Annotated in this window: 12 protein-coding genes and 1 pseudogene; 11 read left to right on the top strand and 2 right to left on the bottom strand. The window is 45.1% G+C overall.

The features are described from left to right. The first annotated feature begins 33 nt into the window (after positions 1-33). The 5 genes and pseudogenes from EKM76_RS03050 (at position 34) to EKM76_RS03030 (ending at position 6,912) form a co-directional block, all read left to right on the top strand. Positions 34-1,482, top strand: coding sequence for a helix-turn-helix domain-containing protein (locus tag EKM76_RS03050; protein WP_125549202.1), 1,449 nt, complete (start codon positions 34-36; stop codon positions 1,480-1,482). Between the two features lie 30 nt (positions 1,483-1,512). Continuing rightward, positions 1,513-2,427 (top strand): HNH endonuclease, encoded by a 915-nt coding sequence (locus tag EKM76_RS03045; protein WP_125549201.1) that lies wholly within the window; start codon positions 1,513-1,515, stop codon positions 2,425-2,427. Between the two features lie 193 nt (positions 2,428-2,620). Beyond that, complete coding sequence (gene yjeM, locus EKM76_RS03040; protein WP_125549200.1) at positions 2,621-4,120, top strand: glutamate/gamma-aminobutyrate family transporter YjeM; 1,500 nt, start codon at positions 2,621-2,623, stop codon at positions 4,118-4,120. Between the two features lie 141 nt (positions 4,121-4,261). Then, complete coding sequence (pbp4, locus tag EKM76_RS03035; RefSeq protein ID WP_125549250.1) at positions 4,262-6,247, top strand: penicillin-binding protein PBP4(5); 1,986 nt, start codon at positions 4,262-4,264, stop codon at positions 6,245-6,247. 107 nt (positions 6,248-6,354) lie between these two features. Continuing rightward, positions 6,355-6,912: pseudogene (locus tag EKM76_RS03030) on the top strand (sugar O-acetyltransferase). Between the two features lie 689 nt (positions 6,913-7,601). On the opposite strand, the gene yjeM (EKM76_RS03025) reads toward EKM76_RS03030, so the two are convergent. Continuing rightward, positions 7,602-9,095: a glutamate/gamma-aminobutyrate family transporter YjeM gene (yjeM, locus tag EKM76_RS03025; RefSeq protein WP_125549199.1), complete on the bottom strand. Its 1,494-nt coding sequence runs from the start codon at positions 9,093-9,095 to the stop codon at positions 7,602-7,604. 39 nt (positions 9,096-9,134) lie between these two features. After that, positions 9,135-10,568 (bottom strand): C69 family dipeptidase, encoded by a 1,434-nt coding sequence (locus tag EKM76_RS03020; RefSeq protein ID WP_125549198.1) that lies wholly within the window; start codon positions 10,566-10,568, stop codon positions 9,135-9,137. Positions 10,569-10,891: 323 nt separating this feature from the next. Between EKM76_RS03020 and EKM76_RS03015 the strand changes: the two genes are divergently transcribed. The 6 genes from EKM76_RS03015 to EKM76_RS02990 all read left to right on the top strand — a co-directional run bounded on the left by EKM76_RS03015 (position 10,892) and on the right by EKM76_RS02990 (position 15,940). After that, on the top strand, positions 10,892-11,779 hold the full coding sequence (locus EKM76_RS03015; RefSeq protein WP_125549197.1) for a YitT family protein: 888 nt from the start codon (positions 10,892-10,894) through the stop codon (positions 11,777-11,779). A 70-nt stretch (positions 11,780-11,849) separates the two neighbouring features. Further along, positions 11,850-12,035 carry a 2-hydroxymuconate tautomerase gene (locus EKM76_RS03010; protein ID WP_125549196.1) on the top strand — a complete coding sequence of 62 codons (186 nt, stop codon included), beginning with the start codon at positions 11,850-11,852 and terminating at the stop codon, positions 12,033-12,035. A 142-nt stretch (positions 12,036-12,177) separates the two neighbouring features. Further along, on the top strand, positions 12,178-13,497 hold the full coding sequence (gene lysA / locus EKM76_RS03005) for a diaminopimelate decarboxylase (protein WP_125549195.1): 1,320 nt from the start codon (positions 12,178-12,180) through the stop codon (positions 13,495-13,497). A 55-nt stretch (positions 13,498-13,552) separates the two neighbouring features. Continuing rightward, entirely contained in the window at positions 13,553-13,906 is a 354-nt protein-coding gene (locus tag EKM76_RS03000; RefSeq protein ID WP_125549194.1) for a metal-sulfur cluster assembly factor, read from the top strand. A 65-nt stretch (positions 13,907-13,971) separates the two neighbouring features. Further along, complete coding sequence (locus EKM76_RS02995) at positions 13,972-14,742, top strand: SAM-dependent methyltransferase (protein WP_125549193.1); 771 nt, start codon at positions 13,972-13,974, stop codon at positions 14,740-14,742. A gap of 223 nt (positions 14,743-14,965) precedes the next feature. Next, complete coding sequence (locus tag EKM76_RS02990) at positions 14,966-15,940, top strand: ABC transporter permease (protein ID WP_125549192.1); 975 nt, start codon at positions 14,966-14,968, stop codon at positions 15,938-15,940. Positions 15,941-15,952: the final 12 nt, after the last annotated feature.

Below are 15,952 nucleotides of genomic sequence, written 5' to 3'. Positions count from 1 at the left end.
GTTGCGCTATTGTAAAAAGTGAGGGCGGTGGCGATGGAAGTATTTGATTTGTTAGAGCGGGTAGAACGGCGCCAAGCACTGATCATTCAACAATTGATCGCGCGCCAGGAGCAGTTTGATCTGCCAACACTTGCCGCACAGTTACAGCTTGACCGTAGTACCTTACGTACAGATCTAACCGCGATCAAGCAGGTGTTCCAGCAATTAGATGATAAAATTACGCTACAGTTCGATAGCAATCAGGTGCGTTTAGTCAGTACTGGTCAGATCTCAGTAGCGACTATTTATTATCAGTACTTACAGCACGCGGTCAAGTATCAGCTGTTGTTATACCTTTTACAACATAGTGGCACTAGCAAAACTCATCTAGCCCGTCATTTTGCGCTTAGTGTTTCCACACTTAATCGGCGGATACATGAGTTAAATGATTTGTTGACTGAATATGATATTCAAATCAAAAATGGCCGTTTAGTCGGTTTTGAAAGCCAGATCCGTTATTTTTATCTGCATTTATTCTGGTTTACCCGGCCGTTTGAATTGAACCAACAGGAAATGACGGGCACGTTGATCGACACGGTGATGAAAAAAATCACTACGCAATTTGCTCAGCCATTTACCCCAGCTGGCGATATGTGCTTGCGAATCTGGTTGTACATTTCAGAAAAGCGCCGGCACACTACTGAGTTAGCGGCGGTTGAGTTTTTTGCAGAACCGATCGATTTCACAACAACTTCAGTCAAATTAATGAAGGCGTTTAGTGATCCTTACTTTGACCAATATCTTTTTGAGCATAACCGTAATGAACGCACGCTGCTGTACATGTTTGTTCAGGGTGGGCTAGTTTTGGACACCCACAATCATGATGCGCAGAGCTTTATCAGCGATGTCGCACAGCAAAATGGTGTTCGCCAGTTGAATCAGCGCTTTATCCAGATCACGCAGCAGTATTTTGATTTTGATCAGCTAGCGGCACCGTTTAAGCGTTACTTAATTGATACTTTAACGCAGATCCATTATAATTTTATTCACTTTCATGGACTTTTCCATATGACGCAGCAGCAACCGGCAGTCACGCTTAATTCGTATTTAGCCGCTGTATACCAGCGTTTGTTACAACCAGAAGTCGGAACAACGGCTGTCTTTACGAAGTATTTATCCTGGCGGTATTTGCCATTACTGTATTTGATGATGCACGCTAGCCAAGTGCATTTACGTGTTGGTTGCGATTTTGCGGTGGAGACGTCACTAGCCAGTGTCTTGATCAACCAAATTCGTGGGGCATTACCGGCAAATATTAAGGTGGAGCTCCGGCGTTATCATGCTGGTAGCAAGTACGATGTGGTGTTGACCGACATGTGCAAAGGCTATCAAGAAGTTTCCACTGATCAGATTTTTATCTTCCTGAACTTACAAAATGAAGTCGATCTACCACCATTAGCGACTTTTCTAACGGATCATTATTTTAATAAATTGTTTAAGTAACCGGGTCGAATATTGAAGTGGAGGCGCAAGATGCAAGCATTTATTGTCATGCAAGGACGAACCTATCAACAAGAAAAAACAGCTGGCTTAATTTGGACGCAACAACGCGCGCAGGGACAGGCGGTTCCGCCAACTTGGGCACGGATCAAAGCGATCCAGCCACAAGATATCTTATTTCATTATGTGGCCGGCCAAATCGTTGCGGTCAGCCAAGCCCAAACACAGGTACAAACGGCAGCACGGCCAGCTTTTTTAGCTGATGTCGCCACGCCACAAGTTAATCTGGTGCGTTTACGCTATTATGAGTTGCCTACGCCGCTAACGATCAGCGCTTATTTACCGCAATTACGACCATTGTTACCAGTTAAACACGCGGCGTTTCAAGCGGATGGTAGCGGCAACCAAGGCTACATTTATCCGTGCTATTCCTTGTTATTGGCCCAATTGATCGACTTGATCGAGGCCCAATACTTTGATGCTAAGCAAAATGAGCAATTGAGCTTGGCCATGTCAGCCGTGGCGGCTACGGAAGCTGATCCGCTAGTGCGTTTATTGGTCAACGCTGATTTGATCAATCGCCGCCAAATCAGTCAGGCACAGCAAGCTTTTACGGCAGCAGTCAAGCAACAACAAGTGCTACAGTGTGCGATTTGCGGGGTGGAACAGCCGCAATTATTGCAAGCGACGCGGTTGAAACCATTAAAAGACAGCACACCAGAAGAACGCAACATAGCGGCTAATGGCGTGTTATTATGCGCCAATCATGCGCAATTAGTCGCACAGGGCTTGCTCTCATTTAGCCGCAGTGGTCGATTGTTGATCGCATCACAAGTTGGCTTGCTAGATCAAGAGCGTTTGGCGTTAACGACCCAGTTACGGCTTGATTTCCAGCCTGCTGCTACGCCATTTCTCAATTGGCATCGCCGCTTCGTTTTTCAACGTTAAGAAGTGCACGAGACCAAATGCTAGGCACTTTTTGTGGCATGAAATTCTTTTTCTGTGATTTTGCTAATTAGTAACTGTGAAAACGCTGTTAATATCATTTAATTTAATGAGATTTTTCACTAGTATCAACTTTTGATAGCGTTTTACTGCTATAATGACTCTGGCATTATTTATCCTAGAAAGGAGAATTATTATGGCAACAGAAAAAAAACACGTTAAATTAACGTTATCAGCACTAATTCTAATGATCTTTACCTCTGTTTTCGGTTTTACCAATATTCCACGTGCCTTTTACTTAATGGGTTACGCGTCGATCTTTTGGTATATCGTTGCGGCAATTATGTTTTTCATCCCATTTGCTTTCATGCTTGCAGAATACGGGGCAGCATTTAAGGACTACAAAGGCGGTATTTATTCATGGATGGCTAATTCCTTGAATCCTAAGTTTGCTTTTGTGGGTACTTTTATGTGGTATGCCTCCTATATTGTTTGGATGGTCAACGTTGGTTCCGGGATTTGGATCCCGCTATCTAATGCGATCTTCGGGGTCGATAAAACACAGGATTGGTCGTTATTCGGCTTAAACGGTGTCCAAACTTTAGGGGTCTTAGCAATCGTTTGGATCTTGGTATTGACCTTTGTTTCATCTAAAGGTTTGGATTCAATTAAGCGGATCACTTCGATCGGTGGTACGGCTGTCGCTTTGATCAATATTATTGTCTTGGCCGGCGGTATCTTCATTCTGTTCTTGAATGGCCATATGGCGGAACCATTATCGGTCAAAGCATTTTTCGTTTCACCAAATACTGATTTCAGTTCAATGATCGCTGTCTTTAGTTTCTTAGTATTCGCAATCTTTGCTTATGGTGGCTTGGAAGTTGTCGGTGGTTTAGTTGATGAAACTGAAAACGCAGCCGTTACCTTCCCACGCGGGATCACGATTTCAGCTATTATTATTGCGGTTGGTTACGCTATTGGTATTTTCATTATGGGTGCCTTTACTAACTGGAACTTCGCCTTCACTAAATTCGGTAGTGCAGAAGTGACATTAGGCAATGTGGCTTATATTGCGATGAACAATATGGGCTACCAAATTGGCCACGCACTGTCATTATCAGAAGCAGCCTCGATCCAAGTTGGTCAATGGATCAGCCGTTACATGGGCTTATCCATGTTCTTAGCTTTGTCTGGTGCCTTTTTCACCTTGATCTTCTCACCATTGAAACAACTGATCGAGGGCACGCCAAAAGCGATTTGGCCAAAGAAAATGACAGTGATCAAAAACGGTGTGCCGATCAACGCAATGAAGGTTCAGGCCGCAATTGTGATCGTGATCATTGCTATTGTTTCCTTTGGGGGCAAGGGTGCCAAAGCATTCTTCGACATTTTAGTTTCCATGACCAACGTTTCGATGACATTACCATACATGTTCATTGCTTTCGCCTTCTTAGGTTTCAAAAAGCAAACGGCGATCAAGAAGCCATTTACCATGTATAAATCTAAATTCATGACCTATCTAGGTGTTGCGGCGGTCTTGATATCCGTTGGGTTCGCCAACGTCTTTACGATCATCCAACCAGCAATGGACGGTGATTTGTCCAAGTCGATTTATTCAATTGCTGGACCAGTATTCTTCGGCGTTGTCGCGTGGTGGCTATTCACCCGTTATGAACGACTAGAAGCCAAAAAATAATTGAATCAGAAAAAGGGTGCGCTACGGCGGATCCTTTTTTTGCTGACTTGTAAATCACGGCACCGCGGTTTATGCTTAAATAATTAATACCCGTGGCGGCTGTTGTTTGGCCTTAACGGCATGAATAAAAGGATGGATGATATGCGTAAAAAATACTTATGGATTGGCCTGTTGGCGGTTGTTTTATTGATCGGCGGTGGCGGCTACTTCTACCACTGGCACCAGCAGCAACAAACAACAACGGCGGTGCGCAAGGTGGCGACTACCTACACCAAGGCTTTTAGCCAACAAGATTTCACTAAAATGATGACGGTGGTCGATCCGCAGCAATTGACTGGTGGCGACTATCAATACACGACTAAAAAGGTGATCGCCCGTAACGTGGCGGTATTTGGCCAGATTGGTGCCAGCCAGATGCAAGTCAAGCAGTTGAAGGTCACCCGCCAATCAGCTAAACGTTATCGGCTGACCTTTAATTTGAATATGCAAACCACGATCGGCGCGCTAAAGGTCAACCATTATTCGACTAGCATTGAGCGCACTAAGGGTAAATGGCAAGTCGTCTGGACACCCGCAATGCTCTTTCCTAAAATGAATGGCACCGATACCGTCCAGTTGGCGTGGCAACAAGGTCAGCGCGGCAAAATTGTTGATCGTAATGGCCAGCCACTGGCGGAAGATGGTCAGGTGACCCAAGCCGGCTTGGTGCCTAACCAATTAGGCAGCGGCGACACCAAAACTAACAACTTAAAACAGATCAGTCAAAAATTTGGCGTTAGCGAAACCAGCTTAAAGCAGTCACTGCAACAACAATGGGTAACGGACGACAGTTTTGTGCCGATCAAAACGGTGACCGAACAAACCGCTTTAACCGGTGTGACTTATCGCGCAGTCTCGGCACGAACTTATCCTACCGGTGAAGCTAGCGCCCAGCTGATCGGCTACGTCAGCGAAGTAACTGCTGCTGATTTGAAAAAACACCCTGAGCTGCAAAGCGGCGATACCATTGGCAAAACAGGTCTCGAGCGTTACTACGATGCCCAGCTACAAGGCAGCGATGGCGGTAAGATCACGATCAATAATGGCGACACTGTCAGTCGGACTTTGTTAACAACGAAAAAGCATGATGGCAAAACCATTAAATTGACGATCGATCGAACTAAACAAGAAAAGGCGTACCAACAATTAGCCGGCAAAAAAGGCGCCGTGGTCACCATGGATCCGCGCAATGGTCAGTTGTTGACCTTAGTCAGCTCGCCTAGTTACGATCCTAATTTATTCGCCACTGGTATCAGCCAAACGGACTATGCTAAATACGCTGAAAGCGCTGATCAGCCATTTCTCAGCCGCTTTACTCAGCGTTATGCACCTGGGTCAACTTTTAAAATGTTGACCGCCGGTATTGCACTGGATAATGGCACGATCACCACCGACACCACCAAATCGATCAGCGGCTTGAAATGGCAGCAGGATAGTTCATGGGGCAGTTATCAGGTGACGCGGGTGACAGCGGCAGACAGTGAAAATATGACCCAAGCCTTGGTCAATTCGGATAATATTTGGTTCGCTCAAACAGGCTTACAAATGGGCAGTCAAGCCTACTTGAAAGGGTTACAGCCTTTCTTTAAGGCAAAGGCAAACTTACCGCTGACCATGAGTGCGGCGCAAATTTCCAATAATGGCAAGCTGGCTAGCAAGATTTTATTGGCGGATACCGCATACGGCCAAGGCCAATTATTGTTGTCACCGATCCAGCAAGCAATGATGTACAGCGCGATCAGCAACGATGGTGCACTGCAATTACCGACTTTATTATTGAATCAAACCGCCGCGCAGCAAACGGTCCTTAAAAAGGCCAGCGCCGCGGCAGTTAAGCAGGCATTAGTCCAAGTGGTGTCTGACGCCAACGGTACGGCCCATGATCTCCAAGTCAGTGGCCACAACATTGCCGCCAAAACCGGCACTGCTGAGCTAAAACAACAACAAGACACCACCGGCGAACAAAATGGCTTCTTGATGGCCACCGATGCGGATAACAATACGTATTTAACCGTCGCTATGCTGGAAGGGACTGGCAGCGAGGACGTGGTGAAAGCAATGCAACCATACGTCGCCTCATTATATTAAGCAAATCAGCCGACAATAACGCCGGCTTTTTTGTTGAAATCAGTTGCAACCGCTTTAACGACTAGACTATAATTAATTCTGAAATCTATGAGAGCAGGTTATTAAAAGTGAAAACTGAAAAAGAAAAATTTCTCGCCGGCGAGCCTTATTATATTTTTGACGCCGAACTGGCTAATGATGAAAAGCGCGCCCGCCATTTATGACGTTTGATCAATGACCTTGAGGATGATGCGATGCCACAAAAGCAGCACTTGGTGCGGCAATTATTTGGTAGTGTCGGAAAAAATCCCTATCTACAGCCGAATTTTCGTTGTGACTTTGGCTATAATATTCACGTCGGTGATAACTTTATTTGTAATTACGACAGCGTTATTTTAGATATCGCCCCAGTCCATATTGTTGATAATTGCCTATTTGGACCCCACGTGCAATTGTACGCAGCAAGTCACCCGTTGGACCCACAACGGCGTAGTGCTTGGATCGGGGAAGGCGCGCCGATCACAATTGGCGATAATGTGTGGTTAGGCGGCGGGGCAACGATTTTACCTGGTGTGACCCTAGGCGATAACGTGGTCGTTGGCGCAAATTCAACCGTGACCAAAAGTTTTGGCGTGAATGTGGTCATTGCCGGCAATCCGGCCCAAGTGATCAAGCAAGTGCCCTAAATGTGGATAATAAAAGGGCAAATACACCGTGCAACGTCTAGTCACTGAGCATTAGCTAACTATGAAGGATATTATATAGTTTGACGCTAAGAACGAGTGACTTGAACTTGTCGGTTTTCGCCTTAGTTCAATCGACAACCTATTTGTCGAGTAAGTGCTAGATTCAATACTTACTAAACAGTATTAATAACAGCTTTAGAATAGGTTATATGCGTATAAAAATACCAGTAAAACAGTTTTCTAACTGTTTTACTGGTATTTCGTTTCTGATTATGACCAACTTTGCCACGTAAACAATCAATTGTTAAATGCTCAACCATTGCCTGCTGGAATGGAGGCACCAGTGGACAAGATGTGTCGATAGTTCTTAATGGCGGTTTAGGCCATTTAGAACTATGCGCGGCTGGCGAGATCCATTTTTTCGTCCGCTTTTGGTTTTATTCAGGAAAAATTAGCTCGCCAACGCGCCACTGTCGCTCGTTCTTAACAACTAAGTTCGACAAGTATCTCAATTAGTACTTATTCGCTAAGCAGAACTTGCTTCCCGTTGTCGATTGAACTATGGCAAAGACCGCCAAGTTCAAGTCGCACTCGTTCCGTCCACTGGTGGCGGAATGGAAGCTAACTAGCTTTGCTTACAGTTAAACTTTACAAAGCGTCAATTTACTTATGCCACAGCTTTTTTGTACTTATTTAATCGCTTTTTGTTGACGAGTATAATGGTTGTACATTAACCAAGCCAACAAGCCAAAGACGATCGGACCCACGACCATTTCAAAGGCATCCAAGTACATACCTTCTAGCAGTGGTTGAATGATCGTGAACAAAATACCGAAGATCAGCACTAGATCAACTAACACGGTAATGATCAAGGTCCAAGTACGATTAGTGTAAACCTCAAACGGCCGTTCCAAGTCTTGGCGCCGCTTGAAATATGGAAAGGCGGTCACTAGGAACAGATAAGGTAGCGTCGTGGAAATATTGGCCATTTGCGTCAAAACATTGTAGAAAACCTGTGCATCCTGGCCGCCAAAAGCGACAATAAAAATTAAAACAGAAACGAAAATTGCTTGGACCCACATTGCTTTGGCGGGCATCCCAGCTGCATTCGTGTCGGCGAAGCCTTTTGGCCAAAGAGCTTTCGGCGTGCCGAGAACGAATGATTTTAGTGGTGAGTAGATCAATACGAAAAAGGCACCTAAGTAACTAAAGAACATGGCAAAGCCAGTGACCCGGGCAAACCAGATCCCAATCAAATGGGCAGTGGCGGTGCTGTAGCCAAAACTTTGGCCGAAATAGAAACCTAGATTATCCATTAAAACATAAGTAATGTTACCTAGATTAGTTGTTTTATTATTTAAAACTTGTTGCCAATTAGCGGAGATCCCCCAGATAAAAATCGAGACCGCATAGCTGATCGCAATCAAAACTGTGGCGATCAACAGCCCTTTAGGAAAAGTTTTTTCTGGTTTTTCCATGCTGTCGGTGACGCCGCCCATGGTTTCCATACCGCCGTACGCAAAGACAGCGAAAACCACAAACGAAAGCATGCCGATCAGACTATGATAATCAGCATTCGGTGACGAAATAAAACTATGGAAACCGTGAACTGGCTGTGCTAAATGCAGGCCGTTTTTGAACAATACCAGCAAACTAACCACCATGAACGCCACGTTGAGCAAGGCGATCAGGAAGCCGCCAAAGGAAGCAATCCGTGAAATCCGTTGCACACCATGCGTTGCCAGCAAGGTGATCAATAGGAAAAATAAGATCCCCAGCAAGCCAACCGTGGCCGTCGGCGTTAGCCCGAGAAAACGCCAAGTCTGCGTTTGATCATGGCCAAAAACAAAGGTTGAGAAGGGGATCCAAACCTTTGACGCTGTCGATACCATCCAAACGATCCACGATGCTAGCCAGATAAAAGTACCGATAAACGCTGGCCGCTCGCCAATTGATTCGGCTAACCAAGAATAGATCCCACCGTGAACTTCTTTGAAGGTGGAACCATATTCGGCAAACATCAATGATGAGGGCAAGAAGAATAGAATTGCCGCAAATAAGTACCAGATGATCCCGCCGTAACCCATCAGATAGTAGGCGACGGTGGTGTTAGCAAAACCGAAAATTGAACCAAAAATCATTAGGATCAGGCCAATTACGGTAATTTTCTTTTGTTTTTCCATTTTATTTATTTCCTCGTATGATCAATTTGATCAGTTATTTTATAGATTCTCGTCAGTATTAAAATTCAGTGGTGATAAATCGGTTGCTTGCGTGATCATGTCGGCGATCAACGCACTGAAATTAGTGCGGGCCAGGTCGGCGTGCTGCTGATTAGCCTGATTTAAGAAGTCGATCAAGGCCGTGCCGGTAAGGACTTGTGCCGCGGCGTCATGCTGGGCGACTGCCCGCAGCAATTCAGTATGGGTCGCCGTTTGAACGCCACTTAATAATTGACTAAAGGCATGGTAATGACTGTCAACTAGCACACCCGCAAGTTTATACAGCCAATAACTGGATTTAGGATCATAAGTAGCGCCGCCAATTTGGTAATCGGCTGGCGTTTGATCGGCGCCGGCATAAAACGGCACATAAATACTCTCAGCAGTTACGCCCATAGCTAACCAATGAATATCAGCCACTGGTGCTGGTAGCTCCGGCCGAATTTGTAGGATGTGCGATTCCTGAGTTTTGGCTAAGCTGATCGGCCGGAATTTATGCTGATTTTTAGCTTTACCGCGACCAACGGGATCGTATTTAGTTCCTTGATAGTGTGACCCAAGGATCTGTGCGATTTGTTCAAAGGTGATCGGCTGGGTCGCCCGCTGAATGAACGGCAAGTCGTCACTCATTGGTTTTTGCGGCTGCGTGGGGGTCAGTATTTTTTGACCATACCAAACCCGCGGCGTGTTGTAGATAAAATCGCTTTGCGTGTGGGTGCCAAAAATTGCCCGAAAGTTAAATGGCGTATCGGTACGCCATAAATGGTGTTGGCGTGCAAATTTTTGAATCGTCGCTGAACTGAGAAAGTTTTCTTGATCCATGAAATCGATCGTTTGGATCGATAATTGATTGGCGACCACCGCGTAGGCATCATCGGGGATGCGCTGTGCGACCCAGTGATGGCCAGTTGCCGTTTCCATATACCAAGCTTCAGTGTTATCGGCGAATAAAATACCATTAGTTTCCGCCGTCCCGTATTGGTCGACCAATTCGCCTAAACGCAAAACGCCGGCACGCGCTGTTTTGACGTAGGGCAGCACAACGGTGACCATCGCTTCTTCGGCAATGCCATTTTTGACCAGCGGATCATAGGCCAGCACCCGTTCATTGGCGTAGGCACTTTCAGTTGCGCTCATCGCCACGCCATATTCATTGAAGCCATCTTCCTCGAACACGCCGAATTCAGTGGTCCATTCAGGTGTCGCGTTATATTTAGCTTGGGTCAAAGGCAAAGTCAGTGTGAAGCCAGTATCTTTAGATTTAAAAACTGGCGCAGTGGTGTGGGTTTGCCGCGGATGACTAATAAAATGTTTCGGCCAGGCGGCTTTACTGTCTTCGTTGCGGCCAATAAAAATCGATCCGTCAGCACTGGCCTGTTTACCAACTAAAATACTGGTGCAGGCCGACAAGCTAGTTAACAGTTGTTTTTGCATATTAAACTCCTTTTATACATAAAATTAAAAATATCAGCATAATTATACCATTATCAACGCATAAATCACTGTTTATAATAATATGATGAGTAAATAATAGTTAAATGTTTAAATAAATGAGAATTAGCAAAGAAAATTATCATAAAAAGTCATTAGCAGATCAGATTGAGTACAATGAATGCTGGCTTAAAAAGTAAGTGAAATTTTTTCCGATTGGTCTGGAAGCGGCATGAGCCATTATTGTGGTAAAGTGTGACTTACAACTAGTCGGCAGAACCGCTGCTTGAATAAAGTTAACTTTAGTGGTGAAAAGGAAGGCGCGTATGAATACAAATGAATTAGGTAAGAAAATTTTAGTGACCATTGTTGCTAGCTTATTAGTGGCGTTTGCGTTAAATAATTTTTTGATCCCGGCGGCCGTATTTAGTTCTGGGGTCAACGGTCTGGCGCAATTAGTTTCCACATTACTGGCGCGCTACACTTCGCTGCATATCCAAACAGGTTGGTGGATCTTGATCTTCAATTTACCGATCGGCTTGCTCGGTTGGTTTAAAATTGGCCGTGGTTTCACGCTGTTTAGTATTTTGACGGCAGCATTGACGGCCTTGCTCTCGGTGGTATTACCGATCCACGCTTTGGCAGCGAATCCGTTGATGAACGCCATTATCGGTGGTGCGCTGACTGGCGGTGGGGTGGGCTACGCCTTGAAATATGGTTTTTCCACTGGTGGCATGGATATTGTGGCCTTTATGTTGGCTAAAACCACTGGTAAATCGATTGGCAGCCTGATGATGGCGATCAATGGTTTGATCGTGATCATCGCCGGTTTTATGTTCAGCTGGGCCAGCGCCTTATACACGATCATTTCGATCTATTGCCTATCGCGGGTGGTTGATAGCATTAATACCAGCCAACAAAAGGTGACGGTGATGATCGTGACTCAGCAATCGACTGCTTTAGTTAAAGCAATCCACGAACGCTTGATCCGCGGCATCACGATTTTACCTGCCCGGGGCGCATATACCCAGCAGGATAGCAACGTTTTAATGATCGTGATCACGCGTTATGAATTATATGATATGGAACAGGCAGTTAAGTTAGTTGATCCCGGCGCCTTTGTCAATATTATGAACACAACACAAGTTCTAGGCGAATTCTTAGACGAAGATCGGAAAAGTCACCTTGCAGAAACAACTAAAGATTCGGTATAATTCAAGCAGTTAGTTGAAATACTAATTAGCGTAATTTTACCTAAGTCTATAAAATGAGGAAGTGATTAATTTGCCATTAGTTCACATCGATTTATTAGCCGGCCGGACACCGGAACAGTTAAAGCAAATGGCGGCCGATGTTACTGCAGCGATCGCCAAAGACGTTAACGTTCCCGCTGACGATATTCATATTGTGTTAAACGAAATGCCTCATGACCATTATTTTATCGCCGGAAAAGAAAAAGGCGCTAAGTAAACTGATTTAAAGTAGCGGTGACGCATAGCAGTCGCCGTTTTTTAAATAGTACGGGTTGACCAACTGAATAACGAAAACGTGTTGAAAACAGTAAATTGGTGTGTCTTTTTTAACACGCTACAAATGAATGGGAGTGGATGTTTTGAGTTACTATCATTATGGCACCCAAGCGACTAATCAAGCCGGGCACTTGAGTATTGGCGGGGTGGATACATTAGCGTTAGCACATGAATATGGCACACCGCTGATCGTTTACGATGTGGCTTTGATCAAACAACGAATTGCTGAATTTAAGCAAGTTTTTGAAGAAGCCGGGGTGGCTTATAAAGTAACGTATGCCAGCAAGGCTTTTACCGCGATCGCCATGTACCAATTATTGGCGGAACAAGGTGTTGGCTGTGATGTTGTTTCTGGTGGTGAAATTTATACTGCCCAGCAAGCTGGTTTTCCGCTGGCCAACGCTTCGTTTCACGGGAACAATAAAACAGCGGCGGAATTGGAATATGCGTTAACCGCTGGCGTGGGTACGATCGTTTTAGATAACTTTCATGAAATCGACTTATTGAATGATATTCTAACGCGTCACGAGCAAAGTATTGATGTATTATTGCGGATCGCTCCCGGAATTTCGGCGCATACCCACGAATACATTATGACTGGTCAGGAAGATTCTAAATTTGGTTTTGATCTCAAAAGCGGGCAAGCCACGCAAGCCTTTGAAAAAGTCCAAGCCTTACCGCGACTGAATTTACGCGGTGTCCATTGCCATATTGGGTCGCAAATTTTTGAAACGAACGGTTTTGAAATGGCAGCGACCGCAATGATCGATTTGTTAGTGCAATGGGCACAAACAGGCTTCACCGCCGAAGTGCTCAATTTAGGTGGTGGCTTTGGCGTTCGTTATACAGCGGCGGACCAACCGTTAGCGCCACAAGAATATGTGCGCGATATCGTTAAGGTAGTTAAGCAACAAGCAGCAGCGGCAAAATTACCGTTACCAGAAATTTGGATCGAGCCTGGGCGCTCAATGGTGGCGGAAGCTGGCACTTCTTTGTATACGATCGGCTCGCGTAAGGATCTACCGGGAATTCGGCATTACGTTGCCGTTGACGGCGGCATGGGCGACAATATACGGCCCGCTTTGTATGAAGCAAAATATAGTGCCGTTTTGGCTAATGCCCCCGAAGCTGAGCCGGTAGAAACGGTATCGATCGCCGGTAAATATTGCGAATCTGGCGATATGTTATTGTGGGATCTACCCTTACCACAGAGTCAACCGGGGGATGTCCTGGCGATGTTCGTTACTGGTGCCTACGGTTACTCGATGGCCAGCAACTATAATCGCAATCCACGTCCAGCAGTTGTTTTTGTTGAAAACGGCGCAGCACGGCTGATCATCAAGCGTGAAACCTATGCTGATATGGCCCAACTTGATGTAAATGAAAGCCCTTCTCATTTATGATTGCTGAATTGACTTTTTTTAAGTATAATGGGGGAAAGTAAAAGAGGTGAGTCCTATGAGTGAAACTGAAAAAAATGTTGCACCAACTGAGGAAGAAGAAGTAGTTGATGCCGTTAGAGATAATATTTTAACTGCTTTGGAATCCGTGATCGATCCTGAATTAGGTATCGATATCGTCAACCTTGGCTTGATCTATGGTGTTGATTTGAACGATGAAGGCTTATGCCACATTAAGATGACCTTAACCACAATGGGTTGCCCACTATCTGATTTATTGAACGAACAGATCAATTTGTCATTAAGTGAAGTTCCCGAAGTAAAGGACGTCGATATTGAACTTGTGTGGTATCCAGCTTGGTCCGTTGATAAAATGAGTCGTTACGCACGGATCGCATTAGGTATCCGTTAAATATAGTCAATGAGAGTGGGACAAGTAATTGTCTGACTCTTTTTTTACGGGAAGCAGGACGGAAAATGGCCGACGTTATGGCAACTAAATATATGCAGGAAGTACGTTGGTTACGACAACGCTATGCGACTTTACCAGCCGTGACCCAGCGCTTAGACGGTATTTTACGCAATGTCATGCGTTTAGCGCAACATAAACTGCCACGTGAGCTACCGAATCTGATCTTACCGGAAACGGTGCTGATCGAGTGGTCACTGGCGCAGCCGCAGCAAGATTTCAATCAGGCAGCCGCTGAATTTCAACGGCTAGATCGTTGTTTACAAAATTATCGTGGCTTTTTGCAAGATCAGTTCGGCTTTTGGGGGCAGATCACGCAGGCTGTCGCGGCGAGTATTGCTCGGCTGCCCGGTAATCGTTATTTGGAAGTGATGGCCGGTAACGGTTATTTAAGTTACGGTCTGCGTCAATTCAAGCAACAAGTCTACGCCACGGATAGCCTCGGCTGGGTGGCAGAAAACGAAACCGGTAAGCAGCAATTGACATCGGTGGAAAAACTGGATGCGCTGGCGGCTTATCGTAAATATCGGCATGAAATCGATTACGTAGTCATGGTCTGGAGCCCAGATGGCGTGCCGATCGATTGGCAGCTGTTGCAACTAATGCGGCAAGACACTCCCCAGATCCCGCTACTTTGCATTGGTGAACGCAATGGCTGCACCAATAGCAGTCAATTTTGGCAGCAAGCTGATTATCAGCAAAACGCGCAAGTTGCCACGCTCAATCGTAATTTTCCACCACTGGATCTGGTGGCGGAACAGTTGTTTTGGATCTACTAGCCGCAATTAAGCTGGATCACTGAAACCTGGGCTAGACATTCCTGTAGCGACCAGCTATGCTTATAATTAATAATTTATCCGGCAAGAAGTTACCTTAAAAGTGAGATAGAGCTATGTTTCAACTTGGCAGTCTTCGCCGTAGTTGAATGGCATCGCCACGAACATTGATACTTTTTGTTTTCACAAAAAGTTACCTTAATAGTGAGATAGAGGTGAACCATACTTGTTAAAACGTAAATCGCTTTTGGTGGTTCTTTTGGTATTGGTCGCTTTTTTAGGCGTCTTCTTTTTCAGCCAAATGAATCGGGTGGTCTATCAAGATCTGTTAAACCACGCTGGCTTGACGACCAACGCACAAGTGATCAAAACTAAAAGTAAAGAAACAATTGTGACGGCTAATCAGGAATTGGCTAAAAAAAGTCAGTTAACTGATTATCAGGTGCAATATCGCCAACCGCATTCACACACGATTTTCATGTACGGCGCCGGTAATTTCAAAACGTTGCCGCTGATCTCTGGGCGTTTTTTTAGTGACAGCGACTTTAGTTCACCGGTGCCGGTGGCAGTAGTGGGTCAGACCGTTGCGAAAAAGTTATATTCGCCGACTAATCAGAGTTATTTAAAATATGGCGACCGCTATTTATCTGTGATCGGCGTGGTCGGCAACAAGAAAAACAGTCAGCTGGATAAAATGATTTTCATTTCAACTTCACCGCAGCAAAGTTTGGCGGCGCAGTCACTGAGCCATTTTGAGATTCGTTTGGATGGCAAGCCCAAATTAGCTCACTTAAGCACCTTTAAAAGCTTATTTCAGGCAACTTCGATGAAACATTTATTGCCGCAAAGTACGCCGTTTGTTGGCTTGGCTTGGTTGCAAGAATATTGGTGGTTTGGCGGTGCATTGATTTTAATTATTGCATTGTTCATTGGCGTGGTCGAACTTTGGTTGATTTTGGCGCGCCGGATGCTAAAAACGGCCGGCTTTTATACCGATGATACCAAGGATTTTTATTGGCGTGAACTGCGGCATTTTGCGTTGTGGGCGTTGCTAGGAATCACAGTTGGCGGTTTGATCGGTGCTTGGCAGTTGTATATTTTGCAGTATGATCTGCTTGCTTTGATACTTGGGTCCAACTATCTTGTTTGTTTGCTCTATTATGGTTTGCGTTTACGCCACACCTTAAAGTTAACGCATTAAATGATCTGTGCT

The organism is Loigolactobacillus zhaoyuanensis (assembly GCF_003946385.1).
Lineage (GTDB): Bacteria > Bacillota > Bacilli > Lactobacillales > Lactobacillaceae > Loigolactobacillus > Loigolactobacillus zhaoyuanensis.
Note: the sequence above shows the minus strand (reverse complement) of the source record. Positions and strands in the feature narration are given on the sequence as shown.